General features: G+C 32.2%; 12 protein-coding genes. All 12 read left to right on the top strand.

Annotated elements, in window-relative coordinates; translation table 11 throughout:
* Window position 1: 1 nt before the first annotated feature.
* The 12 genes from AABJ44_RS06625 to AABJ44_RS06680 all read left to right on the top strand — a co-directional run bounded on the left by AABJ44_RS06625 (window position 2) and on the right by AABJ44_RS06680 (window position 26,046).
* Window positions 2-15,028 carry an OmpL47-type beta-barrel domain-containing protein gene (locus tag AABJ44_RS06625; protein ID WP_338371099.1) on the top strand — a complete coding sequence of 5,009 codons (15,027 nt, stop codon included), beginning with the start codon at window positions 2-4 and terminating at the stop codon, window positions 15,026-15,028.
* 16 nt (window positions 15,029-15,044) lie between these two features.
* Window positions 15,045-18,416 carry a hypothetical protein gene (locus AABJ44_RS06630; protein WP_338371100.1) on the top strand — a complete coding sequence of 1,124 codons (3,372 nt, stop codon included), beginning with the start codon at window positions 15,045-15,047 and terminating at the stop codon, window positions 18,414-18,416.
* Window positions 18,413-19,591 (top strand): SH3 domain-containing protein, encoded by a 1,179-nt coding sequence (locus AABJ44_RS06635; protein WP_338371101.1) that lies wholly within the window; start codon window positions 18,413-18,415, stop codon window positions 19,589-19,591. The genes AABJ44_RS06630 and AABJ44_RS06635 overlap by 4 nt, the downstream gene beginning before the upstream one ends.
* A 66-nt stretch (window positions 19,592-19,657) precedes the next feature.
* Window positions 19,658-20,545 (top strand): toll/interleukin-1 receptor domain-containing protein, encoded by an 888-nt coding sequence (locus AABJ44_RS06640; protein ID WP_074645648.1) that lies wholly within the window; start codon window positions 19,658-19,660, stop codon window positions 20,543-20,545.
* An 89-nt stretch (window positions 20,546-20,634) separates the two neighbouring features.
* Entirely contained in the window at window positions 20,635-21,069 is a 435-nt protein-coding gene (gspG, locus tag AABJ44_RS06645) for a type II secretion system major pseudopilin GspG (protein ID WP_074645650.1), read from the top strand.
* Between the two features lie 143 nt (window positions 21,070-21,212).
* Window positions 21,213-21,686 carry a hypothetical protein gene (locus AABJ44_RS06650; protein WP_338371102.1) on the top strand — a complete coding sequence of 158 codons (474 nt, stop codon included), beginning with the start codon at window positions 21,213-21,215 and terminating at the stop codon, window positions 21,684-21,686.
* Complete coding sequence (locus AABJ44_RS06655) at window positions 21,683-22,684, top strand: hypothetical protein (protein ID WP_338371103.1); 1,002 nt, start codon at window positions 21,683-21,685, stop codon at window positions 22,682-22,684. Before AABJ44_RS06650 ends, AABJ44_RS06655 begins: the two co-directional genes overlap by 4 nt.
* Window positions 22,675-23,700: a hypothetical protein gene (locus tag AABJ44_RS06660; protein ID WP_338371104.1), complete on the top strand. Its 1,026-nt coding sequence runs from the start codon at window positions 22,675-22,677 to the stop codon at window positions 23,698-23,700. The genes AABJ44_RS06655 and AABJ44_RS06660 overlap by 10 nt, the downstream gene beginning before the upstream one ends.
* Window positions 23,693-24,472 (top strand): hypothetical protein, encoded by a 780-nt coding sequence (locus AABJ44_RS06665; RefSeq protein ID WP_338371105.1) that lies wholly within the window; start codon window positions 23,693-23,695, stop codon window positions 24,470-24,472. The genes AABJ44_RS06660 and AABJ44_RS06665 overlap by 8 nt, the downstream gene beginning before the upstream one ends.
* A 1-nt stretch (window position 24,473) precedes the next feature.
* Window positions 24,474-25,121, top strand: a complete 648-nt coding sequence (locus tag AABJ44_RS06670; RefSeq protein WP_338371106.1) for a tetratricopeptide repeat protein — start codon at window positions 24,474-24,476, stop codon at window positions 25,119-25,121.
* A complete protein-coding gene (locus AABJ44_RS06675; RefSeq protein ID WP_338371107.1) occupies window positions 25,121-25,579 on the top strand; it encodes a prepilin peptidase in 459 nt (152 codons plus the stop codon). Before AABJ44_RS06670 ends, AABJ44_RS06675 begins: the two co-directional genes overlap by 1 nt.
* 62 nt (window positions 25,580-25,641) lie before the next feature.
* Window positions 25,642-26,046, top strand: a complete 405-nt coding sequence (locus AABJ44_RS06680) for a hypothetical protein (RefSeq protein ID WP_338371108.1) — start codon at window positions 25,642-25,644, stop codon at window positions 26,044-26,046.
* Window positions 26,047-26,049 lie beyond the last annotated feature (3 nt).

Raw genomic sequence — 26,049 nt, forward strand, 5'->3', positions numbered from 1 at the left:
TATGAAAATTAAAAAGTTACTTATTTGTCTATTTCTATCAATTGCAATTATTTCTAATTCCTTTGCTTTTCCTGATGATGATGATGATGGTGGCGGATCATCTGGACCAAGTCTGATTGCTTATAAAGATTCTCTTCAAGCTGCAAATAATCTCAACGATACAGCTTTTCCTTCTTATAATATTGGTTTAATTGGTATATATGACAATGGTTATGAAGATACAAAAGCAAGTGTTAATTTAGTTGCCAGTACAGGATTGTTAAAAATTAATCGAATTAGTGCCAGTGGTAATTCGTATACTAGAACTATATATTTTAAGGGAAGTTACCTTACTTTAACTCCATCTGGCTGTACAGCGACACTAAATAAAGCAAATGGTGGACAACAGACAGTATCCTCTTCAGCAAGTGCACAAATACAAAATGGAGATATGATTATTGTAAGATTTGGTGAAGGTTCATCGAATTTTACTTACAGTTTTGTTCAAGATAACACCCCTCCGACAATAACAAAAGAACCTGCTCTGTATTATAATTTATCAAATAAAACATTTAGTTTTAATGCCAGTGATTCTGGTAGTGGTATTAATGGATCTTCATGGAAGATAGTATCTACTACACTTGGTATTAATAAAAATACAAATTCAACAGAGTTAAGTACAACAATTAGTGATGGTTCATATGTTGTTACATATTCAGTATCTGACTATGTAGGAAATACAAGAGAAGTTACAAAAACTATAACATATGATAATACACCTCCAGTTGTAACTTATAATAAAACTCCAACCCAATATTGTAATGAAGCAAATATTCAGGCTTCTGTTTCCGATGCAAATCCATATACAATTTCTTACTCATACATATTAAATAATAAAGAAATTTCTGATACATGTAATGGTGTAAAAAATATATATGAAGCAGGAGAATATACAAATTTTTATTTCACTGCAAAAGATAAAGCTGGTAATATAGGAAGTAGTCCAAAAATCAACTTTATAATAGATAAAGATGCACCTAAAATTAACGTTAATTCATACAATTCTAACTGGACAAATTCCGCTGTTACAGTTTCTGCGACAGCTACTGATAATTACGGATATGATTATTCCAAATGGACATACAGTGTTGATAACGGAGCAAGAATTGGAATATCTTCAAATCAGGAATTCAATCAAACTTTTGATTTAGGTACGGGAATTCATGAAATTTATATCTATTTGTTTGATAAAGCAGGTAATGAGGCAAAATCTGATATAATTAAATTATATGTTGATAAAATCATTCCTACAACTCCTAGTCTTACACTTACAGATCCAAATGTTCCTGAAATCTCAAATGAAAATGGAAAGGCTAATATGCCAGGTGCTTCCATTACAATTACTCCACATAGTAGCGATAATAATTCTGGAATACAGACTTATAAGTTTTCTATAGATGGAAATAACTGGACTACTGGACCAAATTATCTGTTAAATAAAAATGGTTCATATAAAGTTTATTGTAAAGCAGTAGATAAAGCAGGAAATGAATCCCAGGTTAATACTGTGGATGTTGTTATTGATAATTCAACACCAACAATTATCCCTTCAACATTTGATAGTAATAAATGGTATTCAAGTTTCGAAGTTTCGTTAACAGCAAGTGGCTGTTCATGTGGAATAGATAACGGAACATGGCAATACTCACTTGACGGTGGAGTAACCTTTACTAACTTACAAGGTAATACAAATGGTAAAGTCTCTCTTAAATTAAATCAAACTGGAGAATATAACTTAGTTTTTAAGGTTAAGAGCAATACAGGTATTGAGGGAAAATCTGATCCTAAGAAAATAAAAATTGATGCAACAATGCCTGTTATTAAACTTAATAGTACTATACCTTCAAAATCAAAAAGTTTTTCTATTTCAGCTACATCATCAGATGCAACTTCTGGAATCAGTGCAACTGGATATGAACTTATCGTTGATTCTAAAGAGTTTGAACCAGTTTCTGAATACTCTTCTTCTATAACTGTAAAATTAGAAAAAGAAGGAGAAAATAAAATCAAATTCTTTGCAATTGATAATGCAGGAAACAAAATATATAGCAATCAATATACAATTGTAATTGATAATACAGGTCCTATAATTGGTTTCATTACTATACCAGAAACATGGGTAAATAAAGGTGTAATCAAAGCTGGCGGCTATTCTTCTGATGTAAATACTAAAACATGGAAGTATTATTATCAGTACAAAGATGAAAATGAGAAATCAGGAAATGGAAATGAATTTACACTTGATAAACATGGTGAAGCACAAGTATGGTTTACTGTACAAGATGACTGTGGAAACATCGGAACTTCAGAAAAGAAAACAATAAAAATTGATACAAAAGTTCCTGTGTTTAATACAAGCTTTACACAAAAGGGAAATAAGATTACTGCAACTGCACTGGATGATGACAGTGGATTGAATCTGGAGTCGTATAAATGGTCTTCAGATGGAGTATCAGGAAACGGAAATGTCGCAACCTTAAAAGACGGAAAGAAACGAAAAGTATATTTCACTGTTGAAGATAAATGTGGAAATATCGGCTCAGTAGAATATACAATTGATGTTGTTGATATAACTCCTCCTGTAATGTCATTTACTCCTGAAGCATATAGCTATAAGGATATGCTTACATTAAAGAACATAAGCGTAACTGATAATGTATCCGGGGTTAAGACTGTAGAGTATTATGTAGATGATAATCTTCTGACCAGAAGGGAAAAAGTTGATTCAAGTATTGAACTTGACGTATGGAATTTCGAAGCTGGAAATCATAATGTATGGCTTAAGGCATTTGATAATCAGGGCAATTCAGCTGAATCAGAAAAGCGTCCATTTACAATTGATAGAACAATTCCTTCTATTACAAAAGATAAATTCATTTATGAATCAAATGAAATAACAGATGATGATTTTATCGGAAAGAATGAATTAACAGTTGAAATTGAAGCCAGTGATGACAGCGAAATAATTAAGAATATTCATTACGGAGTATCAACAACAGAAGGTGTTGAACCTGAAAACTGGAATATTCAGACAGAATATACAATCGTTCTGAACAATACTCAGAATGCATTGCAGAATGGAATAAACTTCGTATATGTAAAAGTTGAAGATGTTGCCGGAAATTATAGTGTTCCATTAATTAAAGCAATCATTAAGGATACTATAAAGCCTGGTAAAGCAATCATTTCAAGTACAACACATAAATTTGCAAGCGATATAAAAGATGTAGAACTAAATACTACAGCTTCATTTGTTCTGAAACCGACAAGAACATCCGGAGCCGGAATTAAAGGTTACAGATATTCTCTTGAAGAAGGCGTTTCAGAAACCAATACCCGCGTGATAACTAGCGGAACCATTGAGTCAAAGTCAATGGAAATCCTGGACTTTGAGGAACTTGCAGATAATAAAGAAAATGAGTTCTATTTCCTTAAGGTATGGTGTATCGGAGGAAATGACTTAGAAAGTGATGAAACAATTTATAGCTTCAGAGTCGATACAACACCACCAGCAGGTTTATATATTTCGTTAAATCCACAGGTAAATTACGATAGCACCTATTACTATAATGATGATGTTACAAATGTAGCCTGGAACATTCCAAGAGATTTAACAGGTATTGAAAAATATGAAATTGAAATTACAGCAGAAGGAGAAAAACTTTATAGTGCTGATACAAAGAATACTTCTGCAGTAATTAATGTAAAGAATCTATGCAAAGCAAAAGCATTAAAAGCTGGTAAACTTGATGTTAAGGTAACAGCATATGATTATGCAAAGAATAGTGTAGAAGCAGTTCGTTCATTTAATTTTGATTATGAAGCTCCAGTATTTGAGAATGAAATCAATATTGAAGAAGTTGAAGACAATCCTGTTGCCAGAAAGATAATTTGGGGAAAGATTACAGATGCTCAGTCTCAATGTGAACAGGTTGTAATTGAATATACAAGACTTGATGAAGAAAATGCAAAGAGCAACAGAGTTGTAGTAAATACAGAAAATAATGAATTACCACAAGAATATACTATCTCTACATTCAGAAATGATACTGCATACTTCCTGAGTGTAACTGGTTATGATAAAGCCGGAAACACAGCAGCACTTGAAAAATGTTTTGCAGTAGGAAATGCAGTTGTTCCAGAAGTTATCAGATCTGAATATAAAGAGCTTTCAAATGGAATTATTATTACCGGTATAAAGGAAAAACGACCAGGTTCAGTAAAACTTATAAATGGTAAGTTAATCCTGCCGGAGAATATCAAGGTTTACGGAATTAAGTCAGTTAATGGAAATGCAGTAAAAGAAAGAATCAATGAACTGAACATTGCAAATGGTACATTGATTGCACAGGATAATTCAATTCCGACTGCAGAATTTGATTCTTCAACAGATATTCTAAAATATGAAACACAGTGTGGACAATTCATATTTGAAAATCAGAACTTTATTTATGAAGCAGAAAAAGGAATTGCACTTGCAGATGTAAATGTTGAAGTTCCTGTTGAAAATAAAGTTAAAGATACAGAAACAGTTCATTTTGAGAGAATTGAATTAGGATATCCAAATGCCCTATATATCAATGCAATTTCAAAAGTTTTGGATACACCAGTAACAGTAAAGACAGCCGGTTTTGATATTCAGAACGTAAATAAGGTAGAAATTGCAGGTGAATCTTTCAAATTAAATAACAGCAATAGCAGCATATTCTTTGAACCAAAGAATATCAATATTGTAACAGCCAGCCAGGATAAAGAAATTCCTCTTACAAATACATATACAGATTCTTCATTCAATTCTGTATATGGAGATATTGAAGGAACAAATCTTGAACTTGTATTGAATGATGTTACATATATTGTAAAGAAAGCCGGAATCAGCGGAAATACAATCAATATTTATGAAGCAGAAGTAGAGCTTCCTGAAGGATATACTCCATCAAAGTTAAACATCAAAAACTTCTCAATTGATGATGAGAGTCTTGAAGTAACACAGGGAAAATATTTCGAAGCAGAAAGCCTGACTGTTACAGAAAATGGAATTACAGTAATTGAGAATGGAATTGTTACAATAGGAAAAGACGGAAAGCTAGTAGTAAGCGGAATCTTAAATATTGGAACAGAATATGGTGCAGTTGAAGTTACAGATCTTGAAATAAAGAATGACGGACTTGATATTGAAAAAGGCTGTAATGTTTCCTCATACAGTTTCGTTCTTTACGGATATAATGTAAGCGTAACAAAAGCAATATATTCAAAAGACAAGCTTCTTATAAAAGAAGGTGAAATTGAAGTATACGGTTCAAAATTCAATATCGAAGATCTTGGAATCGATACATCAGTTAAAGACAGCGTATACAAGGCAGGAACTGCAAAAGGAAGCAGCTCATTTAATTCAGGATATACAGCAGAGCAGAATATAAGCGATCTTGAAATTGATTCTGAAGGTGTATTTGCAAAAGAATTAAAAGTTCCTGTATTTGGAGCTGGTGAAGCATGGAACTTAAAGCATGTTCTGTTAAGAGCTTCTGGAACAGTAAGCGTTACTACAACAGATGAATATAATACTCAAATAAACGGATATGATATTCAGACAAAGAAAACAACATTCAATGGCAAAGAAATTGTTGTAGAAAACGGAATAATCACAAATGCAAACGGCTTTAAGGATAATAAACTCAATATTGCAAATGTTACCTTAAACTCAAATGCCCTTGTTTCAGGTGGTGAAACTGCTCAGAATGAGGTTTATACTCTCGACGGCTGGAATGTAGTATTTGATAAACTTTCCCTTGCCAACAGCGGACTTACAGGTAAGGCAACCGTACAGAATGAAGATGAAGATTATGAAATCGAAATCGCATTTGAATCATTTACAGTAAAAGCTGACGGAAGCTTTGCTACAGGAAAAGTTATTGAAGAAGACTCTTATATAATCAAGAATGAATATTATTTTGAGATTTCTGATGCAAGTATAAAACAGAATGCAAATAATAATAAATACGAAATAGAATCTTCAAAACCAAAACTTGTTACAGGTGAAAATGAATCAATACAGTTATCAAAACTTTATATTGATTCAGAAGGAACTTTAAGAATTGATACATCAAAGAATAAATATACATTTACAACTTCAAACGGTTGTGAAATGGATATTGAAGAAACAAGTTTTGATGGAGAACAGTTCTATCTGAAGGGAAGCGGAAAACCTGGAGCATTTACAAACTACAGTACCGGTGATGTCACACTTACACTTTCACCTGCAATGAAGGTAAGCAGTGAATATGCAGATATCGATTATAACTATACTTACAAGGGCTGGAACATTAAGGGCCATGGAGTACAGTACAAAAAGAACTATATAGAAATCGTTTCAAACGTAGTTACATTCAATGGAACAGAAATTGAAGTAGGTGATTTACTGTTCTCAATGGATGGAACACTCCTTGGAGAAAATATTGCTCCACAGGATACATACATTTCAATGATTTCAGGTAATTCAAAAATAACAGAAACAAGATTCTCAGAAGAAGGTCTTTTTGCAACTGTAAATATTGCATTGCCTGAAACTTTCAACAATTCAATTCTGGCATATAATTCGGTATGTTTACATCCGGATGGTAGTTATGAATCTGAAACAGTAATCAGTCATGCAGAGATTCCACTTGGAAAGGTTACTTTCAATTTTGATTATGTTTCACTTTCCAAGAAAGGCTTGAGCATCGGCTATGCAGCTATAAAAGTCCCTGAACTTGATAATCTTTCAATTGAATTAAAAGGACTTTCAATCTCAAATAAGGGAAAGGTTGAACTTAAAGGCTGTGTAACATCACCATTCCGTTTGTGGAACATGACCTTTGCAATTTCAAAGCTTTCTATTGATGAAGATAAGATTGACTTTAAGGGAACAATCAGACTTCCTGAATCATTACCAGGAATACTTTCCGGAAGAACAGTGGGAATCAGAGATTTCTCTATCGGTCTTGATGGAAAGGTAAGATCATTTGATGCAAGACTTGAAGGAAAGTATACAATCCCATTCCTTGATTCATTTGCACTTACAGTAACATCTGTCGGTGTTGCATATAAGAATGAGTCTCCTTGGATTATGATGGAAAAAGCATCCCTTATACTTCCATCAACATACTGCATAGATAATATTTCTATAACAGATGTAGCATTCAATCCTGTTAAGGGAGAATTTGATTTTGATACAATAAAAGCTGATACAAGATTAAGTACAACATTAAGCGGAATTACATTTAATCTGACATCAGTTTCCATTACAAAAGCAATGACACTTGGATTTACAGGAAATGCATACTTTGGTGGTGAACAACTTCCAGATTTCATTAAGGGTAAATCTGTAGAATTAAAGCAGTTTGAAATCAAGTCAGATGGAAATATTGGAAATATTGACATCCAGCTTAATGGTCTTGATGGAAAAATTGCTCCAAGTATTGAGGTTGTAGAGTTGAGAGATGGATCTGTTGCAGTCAGAAAAGAAGATGGAAGCAACAGCCTTTATCTGAGTGTTTCTGGTGCACTTGAGTTTACTGATAAGGCACCGGCATTCCTTCTTGACGCAAATGGAAAAGGTGGAGTGGCTCTTCGTATAGAAAACTTTACAATCGATGCAAGTCGTCCATGTATTACAGAACTTGATGCATATCTTTCAAGAAAAGTAAATGATTCATGGACACGCAACGTTAAGGAAATCAACTTTGATCCAAACATAGGTGGAACACAGCTCAATGATGTTTACGTAGCGTTCTACTATAACGGTGAACAGGATGAAGGAAGCGTAACACTTTCCGGCGGACTTATTTTACCTGATTCACTTCCAGAAGGAATCGGTGGAACAGAAGTACGTCTCAATAAGTTTGAAATCGCACTTGATGGACAGATAAAGGCATTTGGTGCTGAATATAATCTTGCAAAGACAGCAATCGGAAGTATTGAATTAAGAGATGTACATCTTGGAGCAGAATACAAGAATGAAGAAATTGAGTATTCTGTAGCAACAACACTGCTGCTGCCAAAAGAAAAGTTTATCCAGGGTATCGGCGGAAGTACAACAAAGGCAAGTCTTGTATTCACAGCATCAGAATTAAAGAGTGTTGATGCAGAGTTCAGACTTGGAGATATTTCTATTGCAGACGGCCTTAAAGTAAACGGTGTATTTATCGGAGTACAGAAGCATGGTTCTACAGCACTTCAGTTCTCTGTTGGTGGTCGTGCAATTTTGCCTGACACACTGCCGGAAGGACTTAAGGGAACTGAAATTGCAATCAGAAAATTTGTAATCAACCAGTATGGTGAAATTGAAGATCTTGATATTGGAGCAAGAAATATAAATGCCCTCCTGTTCGGTCAGCTTCAGTTATCAGGAGGAAGTGTAGTATTCAGTAAGGGAACACAGAAAGATGAATTCCTTATTGATGTAGGTGGTTTACTTGCATTCTCACAGAACAGCAGTGTACCAGACGGATTAAAGAAATCTTCATTTGCAATTAATAAACTTCAGGTATCTACAAAACAGGGACTTGTAGCATTTGATGCAGGTTTAAATGAAGGAATCTCATTTGAAATACTTGGTGGTGTTACAGTTGGAGTTCATCAATTGTACTTCAGTAACGAAGGTTTCCGTGTATCAGCATCTGCGGGATTAAATTTCCCATCTGTTGATTTCGGTGGTGTAAGTTTTGATGCTTCTATTGATATGCTCTGGAATGGAAAGATTCGATCATTCAATGGAGGCCTTGGTTCATTAGATGTTACAATTGCTGGATTTAAGGGAAATATAAAGAAGCTTTATGTAGGACAGTTTACAGAAGGTGGTGACTTTATGGTAAGTCTTCAGGAATGTAGACTTACACTTCCGGCAAACTTTGGATCAATGGGAGGCTCTTCATTTGCCTTAAAGAATGCAACATTTAATCCAAATACTGGTGATTTCAACGGAGAATTTGAAGTTCCTTCACTTAAGACTGAAATTGCAGGCTTTAAGTTAGTACTTGATGCTCCTACAATCAACTTTAAGGAATTCAAGATTGGATTCTCAAGAGCATATCTTGAATTACCAGAGTTCTTTAATGCTTCGGGAGCAAATGTATCTATCTATGATATTGCAATTTCAGCACAGAGTGGTTTGAGTATTGGCGGTGCAGGCTTTACATTACCAGACTTTAAGCTTGGAGAATTCGGCTTTAAGAATATCGGTGCAGAATTCAGAATGCAGGATGGAACATACTTCATTTCAGGTCACGGAGGAATTATCCTTCCTAATGTCGGAGAAATTGAAGCAGCCCTCTGCTTTACTGAAGTAAGTGAAATCTATCCAATCGGAATTAAGCATGCATACTTCAGTTTCGAAGCAGCTACTGGTATTCCTCTTGGAACAACAGGTCTGTATTTAAGCGGAATTCGAGGTGGTTTGGGATATGGTTATCCAGATGAAGTTCCTGAAAAGTATCAGAAACTGTTTGGAGAAAGAGGACCTCGTGTACAGCTTGGACTTACTGTAAAAGATGGTGCTGGTGGAAAACTTGCAAGAGTTACTGCCGATGCATGGATTGATATTGAAAAAATTACATGGATCTTGGAAGGAAAAGCAACAATCCTTTCTGGTACTTTGAATATTTCAGCAGAAGCAGCAGCTATTATCACAAATAACTGTTTTGCTACTGGAATGAAGGTAAATATTAAGTTTGTACGTGGATCAATTGAACTTTACATTTTTGATCAGAATGGAACCCTTAAGTTCTCTGGAGCAGGAGAAGCAAGTTTTGGTTTGCCAAAGGGTGAAATTTATGATGGCTGGTTAATAGATGTTCCACCATGTGATATCTGGCTTGGCGGCTTTGGTGTAATGTTCGGAGACTTTACAAACGGAAAACGTGGATTCTTAGGATATATTGATATTAAGTTCTGTGGATTCAACTGGGGAAGAATCGGAGCATTTGTTGGAACTGGTGGACTTGATCTTAGAGTATCAAGCTATGATATCTGCCGTCCAGAAGGAATCAGCTTTAAGTCTATGAACAGAGCTGTCCGCGGACCAGCAATTAATAATCTTGATATTGCAAGTTCAAAGTATACAAATACAGTGCTTGATGCCGGTGGTACAATCTACAAAGTTACAATACCTGGTGGTAAAAAAGCTCAGTTAAAACCTTCATATGCAACAAGAGCAGGCGGTCAGAATCTTCTCAGAGGTGCTGAAACAGATCAGGAAGAAGCTCCTGTTAAGACATCATTTGTAATCGGATATCTTGAAGGAGACCCTGAGTTCACAGTTTACTCTCCAAGCGGAAAGAAATTTAAGGCTGGAGATGAAGGTATTGATACACAGTACATCGAAAGCGGATTACTTATTAATATTGATTATCCGGAAGGTGGAGAATGGACAATCAGTGTTGATAACATGGAAGAAGGAACTTATGAACTTGCAGTATTCGGCGTAGAAAAGATTCCTGCTGTTACTGTAGAAGAACCTTCAAGCGGTGTATTGAATGTTACAGATTCTATATATGTAAGCGGATACTCTTCAGAAAAGAATAAAGATGTTTATATCTTTGCAAGTACAGATGAATATGCTCCTGTAGTAGAACTTGGATGCCTGAAGACAGATTCTGAAGGTAAGTTTGCAGGTTATGTTTCAACAGATAATATTGCAGATGGCGAATATATTATCTCTGCAAGAGTTGTAACTAATGATGATATGTATTCACCTGCAGGAATTGCTTCTGGAAAATACAATGTAAACAGAAGCGGATTGAAATTAAAGGCTCCTGCAAATGTATATGTAACAGAAAGCGAAGAAAACAGAATGAAGCTTCTGTGGACAAATACAAACGGCAGCCGTACAGCAGGTTACAAACTCAAGACTATTACAGACGGAAAAGAATCTGAAGATAATCTTGGAAACATCTCAGAACTTTATATTTCAAATTATCAGCCTGGCAGCAATGTTTCATACAGCCTTTGTGCATATGATGAATATGGTAATGAAAGTGATTATACAGATTATGTAACTTATGTAGTCGGTGAAGATAATTCTGAAAACAATAAGGTTTATATCAGGAATAAGGTAATAGAACTTACTGCTAAGAAAGGTACAACTTCAGAATGTACAGTTGATGTTTCATACAAGAACTGGAAAGATGAAGTTTCATATGTAAGGGCTTCAAAAGTAGAGACATCAAGAGATTATAATGCGATGTCTACAGAAGAATACCTTGAACTTGTTCAGAGCGAAAATAAGCAGACTGCTGATGAAGAACTTCCTGTAGAAGTTTCATTCGAAAAGAATGTACAGATATCAAAGGATGGAAACAGCCTTAAGATATATGTAAATCCATCAGACACATGTGCAGAAGGAGAATATACAGTAGAGTGTGAAGTAGCAAACGATAACAGTCCGGACAATAAGGACAGCTTCACATTAAAGATTACTGTAGAAAACCCAAGTCCAGTTATTACAGCTGTATATCCAGTAACTGTAGACGGAACAAAAGAAAATGAAATCACAATTTATGGTGAAGGTTTTGTTCCAGGAGTAAAATACTATCTTGGAAATAAAGAAGTAATTACAGTAGAGAGTGAAGATGAAAATCTGTTCTGCAGAACATTAAAGCTTCCTGTTTTGACTGAACGGGGAATGTATAAGGTTCGTGTATTGAATGATAAAGGTGAAGAAGCAGAGTATGAGCTTGGAGTAATTATTCCTTCATACGACGTAAACCTTTATACAACAGAACTGTATCTGAATAAAGGACAGACAGGAATCTTCAACATTAGTGTAAGTCCATTTGACGGATATGAAGAAGATGCAGGTTTCTCAATCGAAGAATGCAGTGACCAGCTTAGTGTTGAATTACCTGTAATTCCGATGAATGAAAACGGCAGCATCAATGTTAATACACAGAATGCTGAAGAAGGTGACTATAAGATAGTTGTTAAGGCATCTTCAGGAAAGACATTTGAACTTACCGTACATGTAACAGCAGAAAAGATTCTGCCGGTAATTACATCATTCAATCCATATAAGCTGAACAAAGGCTGTGATGCTTCTGTTATGGGTTATGGATTTGGAGATAATGGTAAGCTTTACTTAAATGACAGTGAGCTTGAAGTACAGTCTTATAGTGATTCGAAGATTGATTTCGTAGTTCCTGCAGATATAGAAGGCGACAGTGTTACTATATATGTAGAAAATGAAAACGGAAAATCAGAAATTGTAACTAAGAATGTTTATGAGTACAGTTACACAGTTCGAATTCCAAAAGATAAATATACATTGTCTGGTGGAGAAAGCGAGACTGTAAATATTGCAGTAAACGGTTATGCAACAAATGTAAAACTTAAGGCTGAACCGGAAGCTGGTGCTCCATTGACAGTAAGTTTGTCTAAAGATGTTGTTTCAACAAATGCATATGTAGAAATGCAGGTTACATGTAACGAAGATGCTGAACCTGGAGAATACAGCATTGTAATTACTGCAGAAGGAAACAATATTAATATTACAAAAACTGTAAAGGTAACAGTTCTCAGTGATATGAAGATTGTTACAGAAAAACTTGCAGAAGCTGTACTTGGAGTTAAATATGAAAATAAACTTGAAGCAGAAACTGAAGGTGCTCAAGTAATTTGGAAAGTAAGCAGCGGAAGCCTGCCTCTTGGAATCAGACTGAACAGCACAACAGGTGTTCTCGAAGGAACTCCAAGTGTAAGCGGTGAATTCAGCTTTACTGTAAAGATTTCTAAAGTTGATGGAACATTCTGTGAAAAAGATTTGACCCTTATTGTTAAGGATGAAATCTGGGAAATGAATGGAAAGAATGGCGGAAATACAAACAGTGTTGTAAGTGACATTCCTTCTAACAGCCAGGAATACTGGAATGCAAAACTGAAGGAGTCTGTAGCAAATATTTACAGTAATGGAAGTAAAGTTGTTGTCCTTACAGAGTCTGGAAGAATGTATATCTTCAGCGAACATGGAAAGCAGCTTTATGATTCAACAAATATCTTCTACAAGAAGGGATTCATTACAAGCCGTTACTTCTATGGAATTACAAAGAATAACGTTCTTGAAGCACGTACTCTTGAAAAAGGATTCTTAATGTGGAATCGTGAAAATGTAAGTAACATGACATATAATTCATCTGTACTGATTGCACAGCTTGAAGAGAATGCTATGCGAATAGATCCTGTAAACGGAACTCTTGCAGAAGAACTTCCATTCAGTCTCACAGATACAAATTATGTATGGAATAATACCTGTCTGTATGCATACACTGGAAATAAGTTATATGGATTATATGGAACTGATAAGACACTTGAACTTGAAGAAGTAATTCTTAAAGTAAGTGCAGATAGTGACGGCTTTGTAATTCTTACAGAGAATAAATTGTACAGCTACACATCAGAACTTGAATTGAAGATTGAAGGTATGATCAGAAATGAGAAATCTTGCAGTCTGGCAATTTCAGCAGGTGAGATAGCAGTTTCTAATAACAAGGCAACAGTTCTTTATGATCGTGAAAACCTTAAGGTAAAGCATGTTTATGCCGGAAGTTCAATTGCAGCACTCGCAAATGAAAAACTTGTACTTGCTGATTCAACAAAACTTAGCGTAAACAATGTTTATAGTGGAAATGAGATCTGGAATGTAAAGGGTAATATTACAGCAGTTGCAATGTGTAACGGAAAACTGTTTGCTGCAGATAAGAACATCCTTCGTTCATACGAAGGCAGCAGCAATACAAGCGCTCCTTGTGTAACAGTTACTTATTCAACTCCTGCAGACGGAACTGATAACTGGTATAAGGGACTTCCAGTTGCCACAATCAAGGCTGATGATAAGGAAACTTATGTTGAAAGCATCTGGTACCGTCATAACGGAGGAGAATTCAAACCTTATACAGAATCATTTACTGTAGTTGAAGGTGACAATTTAATTGAAGCCTACGCATTTGATTCTAAGGGAATGAAGAGTGATATCGTAACAAGTTACATAAAGACAGATATCACAATTCCAGAAAGCAGCATCTATATAACACCTGTAAAGAATGAAAAGGGCTGGTATGAAAATGATGTAACGGTACGCTTTACAGCATATGACAGCGGTTCTGGAGTAAACAGAATTGTTGTAAACGGAAATGTTTACGATAAGCCACTCGAGTTTACAAAAGAAGGTACCTATGAGCTTACATGGTATGCTGTAGATAATGCCGGAAACAAGGAAGAAGAACGTACTGAAGTTATTCAGCTGGATAAGTATAATCCGACAACTGGAATTAATGTAAGAAGTGATAAGGGATTAAGTATCATCCGTCTTGAAGCACAGGATAGTTATTCAGGAATAGATTACATCAAGTATGTACTGGATAACGGAAATGAGAAGACTTATGAAAATGAGCTTTTGATTTACGAACCTGGACGTCATACAATCCGCTGGCAGGTATTTGATAAGAGCGGAAGAAAGTCTGGCCTTATGACTCAGACATTTGTAGTACAAAGAGAAGATGGAATTGGAAACTTCATGGCATTTGCTGAATTGAATGGCAAAAAACATGAGGTAAAGACTCCGTTCTCATATGACAGTCAGATTTATGCCAACGATGCTTCAGATTATACACAATGGCCTTACATGTACTGGGAACGTGCTTACCTTCATACACTTCCATGGTATGTAACAGGTGGTGACTACATTCAGTATCTTGGATCAGACATGAACATAAAGGGTAAAAGAACTGTAGAGTTCTATCTGAAAAAGAATATTACCCTTTACATGTTTGCTGGTCCTGAAATGGCTGTAGACAGCAGCTGGACATTAGTAGAAAAGAAGTTTGGTATGCAGGGCCACTGGTATAAAGATGGCTGGAACGTCTACAAACGAAAAGCTTCTAAGGGCGAAAAGATTGTTGTAGAAGTTGGAAGTAACGTACTGGCGTTGCCGGTAATCACAGCTAAACAGGAAAATAATTAAAAATAGGAGTGCAGAAATGAAAAACATGAAAATTAAATTATTATCAGTTATAATTTCTGCTCTCCTGTGCTCACACCTGTGGGCCCAGGGGAGTGAGAGTGCAGGACAGACTTTCTATATTAAACTTGCAGATGAGAAAAATACAACAACTCAAATAAAACTTACTACAGAAAATGGAATGCATAGAATAACTAGTGGCTATGTTCCAACTAATGGATATTCAGCGTTTTTTATATCAGATGATGGAAATTATTATATTTATGATTATAAAAATGGCTCAAATGGTTGGTTTTCTGCAGATACAAATGAAACAAATGCAATTGAAACACTTTTTAATTATGTGAAAAATCAAAACTCTGAAATAATTTCAGAAGAGGGAGATATTTACATAAGTAATTCTGGTTATGCAGAAATGATGAAGAGTAAATTAAATATAAATTCAAAATATAATCCTGTTAGAACTATAAACAAAGGTTTTAATGATTTATATGTTTATAATAAGAAAAAAGGAATATTCTTATTTGTATTATATCCACAAGATGATTCAAAACCTGTAAAAATTTTATGTTTTAAGGACAACAAATCAATCGCAGAATTATCAAAATCACTTCAAGGAAATGAAAACCAATATTTAACCGAATATGCAAAATGGTTACAGGATAATAAACAAAATAAAAAGTCAAATAAAAAATATGATGAGTATACACGTCTTTCTCAAGTTATATATGAAAGTCTAAAAAATAATAAATATAAAAGATTTTATAATCTATATACAAGTGATAATCTTCTATTACGAAAATATCTTGATGTTGCACAAAATAATAATAAAAATGTTTATTATTTGGATTATGATAAAGAATATAGTAATAATTTTGTTACAGTGGATTCAAATGATGGTGATACTATCGCTAGAATTGCAAATGAATACACTAAGATAAGTTTAACAAGCAAAAAAACGATTGCGATGCCTTATAAGACAAGTGGAAAAGATACTCCTGCAGAATTATTAGCTAAATATAAAGAAAAGAAGTCATCAATTAGAAATAGTGGATGTGATGATATTGGTTTTCTTACTAGTATTTTAATTAATTCTAATATCAGACAAGAAAATGCTTTACCAGACGATATTAATAAGTATTCATTGATTATTAGTGATGTTAATCAAGTTCAACTAGGTGATATTGTTGTATTTGAACAGCAAGTTAAGGAAGAATCTAGAAATCATTCAAATCTAAAATATGGTATTATTGTTGAAAAAAATACAACTTCTGTAATTGGATATAATCAAAAAGATTTATTAGGAAATATTTCTGTAGTATGGATGAATGAGGACAAAGGAGCTGAAAAAACTCAACTCTCAAATATTTGGAAAACTAAAGATGGTTTTGATGTTCCACCTTATACAGAAATCAGAAGAATCCTTAAAAAATCTGAAAAAAATATTAATTCAAATACAAATTGGAATGTTTTGATGGATCAAGATTTAGAAATGAAAGTTGAAATAGGCTGGCTTCGTGAAAATACTCAAATAAGTCCTGAAAGATATCGTTGGATTCCAAATACAGGAGAATTTCTGAATTTAGAGAAAGTTTCTATTAAAGCATACAACGATTTAGGTGTAAATATTAATGGAAATGAATGGACTGTTACATTAAATGGTGCAATTGATCGAGGATGGGAAAATAATAAATCAGATGCTATATATAGTAATATTTACAATAATAGTAATTGTAAATTTGAAATATATGTTGAAGGTGTAGATGATAAAAAAATTATACTAACAAAAAATGGTAATAAATATGATGTAAGTGGTGATGAAATTAAATTTCAGCTAAAAGGATATGATAATATTTTAGTATATAAAGATGGAGATAACTGGAAACCTGCTGTTATTCAAATAAGACCAGAAAATGCAAAAAATGCTAGACCTGGAGATGATTTACTTTTGACATTTAAAATCGAAAATGTAAAGAACAAGAATTCTAATGCAAATACAGATTTTACTGTAACAATGCAAGATAAAGATTATATATCAGTATATGATAAAAAAATGTTATGGAGAGCAAATTTATATCTCATTAAAAATGATGAACCTGAACTTGGAGGATTAGATTGGAATAATGCGCATCCATGGAATGCACCTTCAAATTCTAATGAAGCTCAAAATGCACCTTATTGGTGGAAATTAGGTCAAAAGGATTTAACAGAGGCTGGAAATAATTGGGGATATAACGAGTGGAATAGAAAATTTGATTCTTCAACCTTTAATGGAGAAATCTTTACAGGATTAACTGCTTTGCCTCAGGGGGATGGTGGTCAAGTTACTGATTTAATAAGTTTTACTCCAATCCGAACAATAGGCGGTACAACAGCTACGCCAGATGAAAATAATATAATTCAAAATACAGTCGCATATAGTTTTCCAATGCATAACCATGAAAAAGAGACTGGTGATGCAGGAAGTATGGATAGTCCATTTGATTTTAATAAAAAGATGCTTGTACAACAACTTCAGTTAAATAAATGGTATAATCAAAATGGAAATCGAAAAGAAAATATAGAAAGCCAATATAATGATAATAATTGGACATTTATGCATGCTCCTCAAAATAGTTGGTGGCATTATGAAATATCTTTCGATGACAAATATAAACATGCATTTATTCCTTCTTTGGGATTAAAAATTCTGACGAATGGTAAAAATAACTTAGACGGTTATGATGAAAATATGCATGCAATAACAGGCGTTGCACAAAGAAATGATTTTATAGATTTAAAAACTTCGATTGAAGCAGGAACTGATTGTATTGGTTTTGCGCAGCGTAGTGCTAGTTATAGTAATAATACATATTTATGGTATGATTTGCCTAAAGGATGGACAGAATATGCTACATCAGGAACAAATGATATTCAAACAGCTATGTCTAAATATAATACAAAAAACAGTAATGATACACTGTTAAGAAATTATCCAAGTGATTCTGTTGAGCATAATTATAATACAGGATGGCCTGAGGTTGCGGTTAATATAATTGAAAAAAAAGATATTAATACTTCTTATAAAAAAATATATAATATTGTACCGGGAGATATCTTTGTAAAAGATTCTCTATCAGATTCCGATGAAAGAAAAAGAGAGCATATTGCAATTGTGGCATATGTTCCAAATGATTTATCTTCTTACGATATAGAAGAATTGTTAGATGAAATAATACTAATTGAAGCTGAATATACGAATTGCATACAAAGTGTTATTAAAACGATTTCATTAGGAGATTATCATTTTAATAATTTACCTAAAGGTACAAAATTTTATCCAGGTTTTGAGATAAAAACAAATGCACAAAGCTTAAATTGTCAATCATGGGCGATAAGGAGATTGAAATGATAAAAAAAATATATAGTTGTATTTTGATAATTTCTTTAACATTTTTGAGTTTTGCACATAATTTTAAGGAAAATGAAATAGATAAGTTTGTAAAAATTCCAATATCTTCAATGGATTTTGCATTACATTATAATTTTGATGCTTATGAGGGCGAATCTCCAACTGGGATAATAATTTCGCATAATGGAGATTTAATTATTTCAACCAACTATAAAAATGAGCAAGATTTATTTATACAATATGTCTATAAAGATAAAAAAATAGTTGATAAAATATATATGGATGATTATTTTTCGAATGTAATTAATCAAAATGGTTACATTCTAAATAATTCTGCAATTTATCAAACAAAAACAAATATTCAATATATTGATAAAGGTGAGTTCTCAAAAGTTTTTCGACGAATAAATCAAATCAATAAAATTACCTATTTTATTGATAATATTATCGTCTATGAAAATAATTCATCTGAGGGTAATAAAGAAATTTCATTTTTCTTAATTGAAAATAATACAATTTCAAAAGAAATTTCAGAAGATGAAATTTCTTTTTACTTAAAAAAATCGAATGGTTTATATGAATACGATAAAATAAATAAAAATATATTAAAAAATGGTATGATATGGTCACCTATGAGAGGTGATAGTAAAGGAAAATTTCTTGGCAAATTAAAATCAGGACATAATATTTTTAAAACAGACTTAAATGAAGTTGAAATTATAAATTGTATTGGAGAAAAAGAATTATCTTTTACTTTAGAATTAAATAATTTTGATGTATGTAGTTTGGGTAATTATGGTGAATTTTATATTTTATCTTCTCCAGAATTAATTTATTCAGATAATTATAGTTATGCAAAAGATGGTGATTTTTCCGAGTTATTTACTTATAGAATTCATCTAAAAAGTTTCGGAATACTTAATGATGACAAAATCCGTCTAAGAAAAGGACCTGGAACAAATACTGAGAGTTTAGGAACCTATCCAATAAAGACTGGTTTCAGAATTTTGGAAAAAAGTGGTGTAAAACAAACTATTGGTGGTGTTACTGACGAATGGGTAAAAGTGCGACTTTTGGATGGAACAGAAGGTTATTTCTTTGGTCAGTATGTACAAAATCTTTATGATGGTCCAGGAACTCCATTACCATGGCCTAATGTTCCAGATTGGGATTAACTATTTTTTACCAAAATTGGGTATAGAAAAAAACTTAATAAAATAAAAAAAAATAAGAGGAAAAAAATGAAAGTATTTATTAGTTGGTCTGGCGATTTAAGTCATAAAGTTGCAATAGTAATTAGGGATTGGATTACATCTATTCTTCAATTTGTAGAACCTTATGTTTCTTCAGAAGATATTGATAAAGGTGTTCGATGGTCTTCTGATATCTCAAAAGAATTAGACAATTCTAAATTTGGAATTTTGTGTGTAACTAAAGAAAACTTTGAAGCTCCATGGTTAAATTTTGAAGCTGGAGCTTTGGGAAAAAGTTTTGAAAGCGGAAGAGTATCTCCTTTTTTATTTGGTATTGAAAGATCAGAAGTAAAAGGTCCGATTTTACAATTTCAATCTACAATTTATGATAAAGATGATGTATTAAAATTAATAAAGTCAATTAATCAGGCAAATATTGAAAAACCACTAGATGAAGCATTGATTGATAAGTCTTTTGATTTATGGTGGCCAAAATTTAAAGAAGAACTTGATAAAATAGAAATAAAAGAAAATTCTAAAACAAAGAAAACTCAGAATAAAACTGATTCTGTATTAGAGGAAATATTGGAATTAAGTCGTAGAAATCAAAGATTATTAAATAATCCAGAAAGATTGCTTCCTCAAGAATATTTGGAGATGATTGTAAACAGGAATAGAAGTTATTCTGGCGTAAGAACGTATAACCATCCGGTATTTAGAGATCTGTTTCTTAATTATCATGAATTAGAGGATTTAGTAATTCAAAAATTAAATCTTAATCCAGATATAACTGAAGAGAATATAAAAGAAATCTTTGAACCACTTAGAAGACTTGGTGAATGTATTAGATATATTGAACGGCATAGTGATTTTCCAAATGTAAAAACAGGTAGCAGGCTTCGTAGTTTTTCAACAGAAAATTTTGATAATGTCTAACTTTTATAAAAACTTATGAGAATAATTCGAAACAAATATAGTTTTTTATATACTATATTTGTTTCTTTTTATTTGGTATAATAATTATTATGAAAAAGAAATATAAAAAATATTCAGAAGGATGGTCTTTTGTTGAGACCCTTATTGTAATGGCAATTGTTCTCATTCTTACTGCTGCTGTTGGGTTTAGTGCAATTAAGCAGATTGAGAAGGCTCGTGTCGTTACTGCAAAAAGTCAGATTGAAACTTTTTCACTGGCGCTGGATTCTTACTATATGGATGTAGGTGCTTATCCAACTTCAGAACAAGGACTTGAAGCTCTCTTTACAAAACCTGTATCACTTTCGAATAATAATTGGGATGGTCCTTATATTACAAAAGCTGTTCCAAAAGATCCATGGGGTAATGATTATCAGTATATAATTCCTGGAGAAAATGGGCTTCCTTATGGAATTTCATCTTTGGGTAAAGATGGAATGGAAGGTGGAGAAGGTAAGGATGCGGATATCAGATCCTGGGAATAAAGAAGGTTTCTCAATAGTTGAAGCTTCTGTCTCATTATTTGTGGCAGGAGTTTTACTATTGGCTGTAATAAGTTTTGTTCGAACTACTTCTAAATATACTCAGAAACTTGTAAATCGCGTGGATTCTTATATTCAATATCAAAATGAATATACTGAAAAGTCTTTATAATCATAAAAAATCTAAAGAGGCTTTTACTTATATAGAAGTAATTGTCTCTCTTCTCATTATTGCATTGCTGGCAGGGCTTTTATATTTTTCTTATGCAATCTGTATTAAAGGAATTAATTCATCCCGTAAATCTGTGAAAGAATCTATAGAATGGTTAAATACTGATTCGTTAATAAGGAAAAAAATAGAACAGGTTTCTATTCCTTTTTGGGTAACTGACTATGAATACTCCTTTTCTTCAAACAGTCTGACTTTATCATGGATAAATGGAATTAATAATTCAGAAACGTTAAATATTCCAGAGATATTTAAGATTCAAACAATTGAAACAATCGATGCAGAGAATGATTCAATCAAAGGTTTAATTGTCAAATATCAATACAAGAATACGGATTATGAATTAAAAGCTTTATTTGCTTCACGTTCTTTTGGGAGTTCTCAAATATGAAGCATAATAAAGGTTTTAGTTCACTGGAATTCATTGTTACATTATTTTTTCTTTCACTTATTCTTATCGCTTTGGGAATATTTTTAAGAGTTTCTGATTTAACGATTTCTAAGCGGACTCAGGATAAATCAGATAAAGAACAAATTGATAATGTTTTAAACTCAATATTTGAAGAAATCAAAAAAGACCATACTCCTAATGTAGATTCAAAAACTGATCCTGTATGGAAGTATAATGATACAAATATAGACGGATTTGATATTTCAATAAAATCTCTTTCCGGTTTAATAAATTTAAATTACGTTCCAAAAGAAATTCTGGTAAATACTACTCTGGTATCTGCTTTTGAAGCTCCTGAATCAATTGAAAAGATAAAAAATCTGATTGAAGAAAATGGAATGATTAATTCTTACGAAGAAATCTCTGATTTAATTTCGGAAGAAAAATTTAATGAAAACTTTACTTTGCATGGCTATTTGAATTTTAATGTTGCAGATGAAATTCCTCTGGCATTTATAGGCAATAATATAACCAACTCATATTTTGGCGACGAACTTGCAAATAAAAGAAAATCATTAAGAAACAATAAACAATTTATTCAGAATGAAACTGAATTTAATATGCTTTGTGGAATTCATTATGATGATATTACTCCATATATTAATTTGAATCCAACTTTAAATATAAATTTTATGAGTGAAGAAGTATTAAAAAGTTTTCTGACATATCCACAATTTAAACTAAGTAATGCACTACAGAAAGCTAATACAATAATTTCACTACGGGATTCAAAAGAAATTACACAAGAAGAATTGATTTCTATTTTGGGGATTTCAAAAAATCACGAATTATACTATTATATAGGTAGTAAAACATGGTTCTGGCAAATACATATTACGGGAAAAAATACTTCTTGTAATGTGATTTTAGCGAGAGATCCTGAAGAGGGAACTTTAGGCGAACCTAAGTTTTATTTAATAGAAAAAAAATGGATATAAATAATAAGGCAAAAGATAAAAAACTCTATTTCGTTTCTCCTCTTGAAGTCAGGCATTATATTCTTGATATTCCTGTTACTAAACCTAAATATCAATATAATGCTGTTAAGTTTGCATTGCGTCCTTTATATCCTGGAAATGAGAATTCAACTGTTATTGATTATATTTCCCGGAAAAAAAATATTCTCGGAATTGCTGCTAATTCAAAACGAATAGAAAATCTGAAAGAAGAATACAATTCAATTATTTCTCCTGTTCTCGTTATTTGTCAGATTATTAAAAATGGAATTGTGATTTCTGCTGGTAAAGACTGGTTAGAACTTCAAATAATAAAAGATGGTTTTCCAGTTTTCTTACAATCTTATTCATATAGAATGTATAATAAATGTCTGGAAGATGAGGAACGTCTCTCAACTGAATTTAATTTTACAGAAAAAAATAAATCAGTTTTCCTCTTTGATGTTTCTGCTTCAGATTTGCCGTGTAATTTTAATGAAAGAGGTTTTGTTGTTAAGTATATAGAAAATTATCAGAAAGCCTATAAAATTGATTCTGCTTGTCTTTATATCGAAAGAAAACAAAAAAACAATAAGGTATATCTTCTTGCTCTGATTCCGCTTCTTATTCTTTTAATTCTTCTGGATGTTTCGTATTATAAAAAAAGTAAGACACTAAAGAATGAGGCAATTGAAATTAGAAAAAATTATCAGGCTGCAAAACAGAATATTACAACTTCAAATACAAATAATGAGTTTTTCGAAAGCTCAATTAATAACGTATATTCAATAACAGACATATTAAATGAAATATATAAAACATCAACTTCAATTAGAATTATTTCACTTACATTAAATGATAATAATCTGAAGTTTGAAGCAGAAAACGCAACTGCAATAAAAGTTCTGGATAAGTTATCTGAATCAGCTTTACTTAGTGATGTTGTATTACATCAATCTTTGCCACAGGATAATGGGTTTGAACGTTTTGTAATTTCAGGGAAGATAAAGAATGACTAATAGAGAATCAAAACTTTTAATATTTTTAATTTTCTTCTCAATTGCAGTTTTGTTTTTCTTGACTTTCCAGAATTCATTTTCGGAAATAAAAGAATCTAAACAGACTATAGAAAAATATACAGAGATGACTCAAAAACTTCAGATGAAAAAACAGCCTGAAAATAATAATTCCAAAACTACATCGAATGCAGCGGTTAATCAAATCCAGTCAACCTCTGAAATTACAGATTTAATTATAAAAGATTTAAGAAGGGCAGGGATTGTTCCTTTACGATATCAGATTTCAAAAGACAGTAAAGGAGAATTTATTGAAGTTTCCCTTAGTTGTAGTAATACGCGACTTGTCAATTATTTCAAACAAATGAAGGCCGATATCTATCCTTATACAGTATCTGTATTGAATATAAAAACAGATGCAGATAAGGTAAATGCGTCAATCAGATATTCAGTAAATCCTTCAAAAATTGTGAGTTCAGCATCTGAAAAAAGTTATCCAATTGAACGACTTTTCAGACCTGTCTATAAGAATACTGTAGTTCAAAATTCTGTTGTAGAGACTCCTGCTAAAACAGAAGATAATATTCATTATAATAATGATTATACTTTTATTGGACGTGTAAAAGGTAATGATGGAATTGAATACATGTATTTGAAAAATCCAAATACAAATCGAATCTTAAAAATTGCTCCGAAAGATATTATATCTGAGGATAATGAAAAATATTTGATTTCAACAGGAACTGAAAAATTTTATATCAGGAAGGTAAATTAGTATGAAAAAAAGTCTTTATATTTTAGTAATCTCTTTACTCTTTATAACCGGATGTAAATCTACAAAACCAGTATTACCTGTGGTACAGGGAATGATTTATGATGGAGATAATGAAGCTGTAAGTGATGTAGAAATTTATCTGAACAATCGAAAGAATGCAATATCTGATATTTATGGACATTTCACTTTGTCTGCTATGGATATTGATAAAAAATATGAACTTAAAGCGAAAAAGAAAGGCTATGAAGAAATGTTTATTTCTTTTACATACACAAATCCATCACAGGTTATTTATTTGCGTATGTATTCTTCTCGTGAACTTATTAATTTAGCTGAATCAATGGTTGAACAGAAAAAATATAACGACGCTGAAACTTACTTAATTCGTGCAGAGCAGGCTGGTGGTAGTTACTTGAGCGTTAATTATCTACGAGCTGTAATCTGTGTTTTAAAGTCTGATTATGATACTGCATTAAAATATGCAAATGATATTATTGCTGCAGGTTATGTAGATTCATATATATATATTCTTTTAGCAGATATTTATAAGAACGGTTATTCTGATATAGAAAATGAACAGCTCTATCTTAAAAAAGCCCTTAATCTTTCTTATGATCCTGCAATTCAAAAAAGAATTATTAAAGATTAATGTACTTAAAGTTAATTCTTTGTGTTTTTATTATAGTTTCACTTATTAATTCCTATCTGGATTTAAGAACCATGCATATATCAATTATTCTAAATTATATTGGAATAATTGCTTGTGTGGTTCTATATCTTTTAAATTCTCCTAAATTATTTATAAATAATTTAATGGGGAGTTTAATATTATTTTTTATTTTTATTCTCGTAAGATTAATTGCTCATAAAGGACTTGGCTGGGGAGACATTCATTACAGTATTTTTTGTGGTTTAGTATCGGGAGTCCCTGGTTTTATATTTTCAGCTTTAATGGCATCAATTTCTGGCCTTATTATTTTTTTAATTATAAAAATCAGGATTGGCTCAAAAAGCATAAAACAAATCAGAGTACCGTTTATACCAATGATGTTTTTGGGAACTTGTTTTGGCCTTGTGTTTTTAACTTTATTTTCTAATGTGATATAATATTTTGTTATATTTACTATTCAATACTTGAAAAAGCTAAATAATTGATTTATTAGAAAATTATGATGAATAAAAATATTTATAAAACTATTATAATTTTATTAATTAGTATTTGTTTATTTTCTTGTGCTCAAAATCCTGAGCAGGTTCACAATGAAGGAATCCTTACTGTTGTCAATGCAACAGAAAAAGATTTTGTACATGTCATTTGGAAATTTAATGATGAGGAACAGATATCTCTAGGAACAGATGATATTTATGAAGTTCCAACTAACATGAACACTAAGGGAATCCAATCTAAAAGTGAATATTCGATTACTCTAAAAGAAGGAAAAGGAACTCTATTTTTCTATCTGGCTGATGGCGGGGATGAAATGGAATTGAATGAAGAATTTGAAATAAAGAAAAGTTGTGAAACTGAAATTCTAATTACCAATGAAACTCTTGTAAAATATTATAAAAAGTAAAAA

The organism is Treponema bryantii, from assembly GCF_036492245.1.
Classification (GTDB): Bacteria; Spirochaetota; Spirochaetia; order Treponematales; family Treponemataceae; genus Treponema_D; species Treponema_D bryantii_C.

Bases quoted from the DNA above. Each gene is read 5' to 3' on its own strand.
- AABJ44_RS06625 (WP_338371099.1), top strand. From the start codon at position 2: ATGAAAATTAAAAAGTTACTTATTTGTCTATTTCTATCAATTGCAATT.
- AABJ44_RS06630 (WP_338371100.1), top strand. From the start codon at position 15,045: ATGAAAAACATGAAAATTAAATTATTATCAGTTATAATTTCTGCTCTC.
- AABJ44_RS06635 (WP_338371101.1), top strand. From the start codon at position 18,413: ATGATAAAAAAAATATATAGTTGTATTTTGATAATTTCTTTAACATTT.
- AABJ44_RS06640 (WP_074645648.1), top strand. From the start codon at position 19,658: ATGAAAGTATTTATTAGTTGGTCTGGCGATTTAAGTCATAAAGTTGCA.
- gspG (WP_074645650.1), top strand. From the start codon at position 20,635: ATGAAAAAGAAATATAAAAAATATTCAGAAGGATGGTCTTTTGTTGAG.
- AABJ44_RS06650 (WP_338371102.1), top strand. From the start codon at position 21,213: ATGAATATACTGAAAAGTCTTTATAATCATAAAAAATCTAAAGAGGCT.
- AABJ44_RS06655 (WP_338371103.1), top strand. From the start codon at position 21,683: ATGAAGCATAATAAAGGTTTTAGTTCACTGGAATTCATTGTTACATTA.
- AABJ44_RS06660 (WP_338371104.1), top strand. From the start codon at position 22,675: ATGGATATAAATAATAAGGCAAAAGATAAAAAACTCTATTTCGTTTCT.
- AABJ44_RS06665 (WP_338371105.1), top strand. From the start codon at position 23,693: ATGACTAATAGAGAATCAAAACTTTTAATATTTTTAATTTTCTTCTCA.
- AABJ44_RS06670 (WP_338371106.1), top strand. From the start codon at position 24,474: ATGAAAAAAAGTCTTTATATTTTAGTAATCTCTTTACTCTTTATAACC.
- AABJ44_RS06675 (WP_338371107.1), top strand. From the start codon at position 25,121: ATGTACTTAAAGTTAATTCTTTGTGTTTTTATTATAGTTTCACTTATT.
- AABJ44_RS06680 (WP_338371108.1), top strand. From the start codon at position 25,642: ATGATGAATAAAAATATTTATAAAACTATTATAATTTTATTAATTAGT.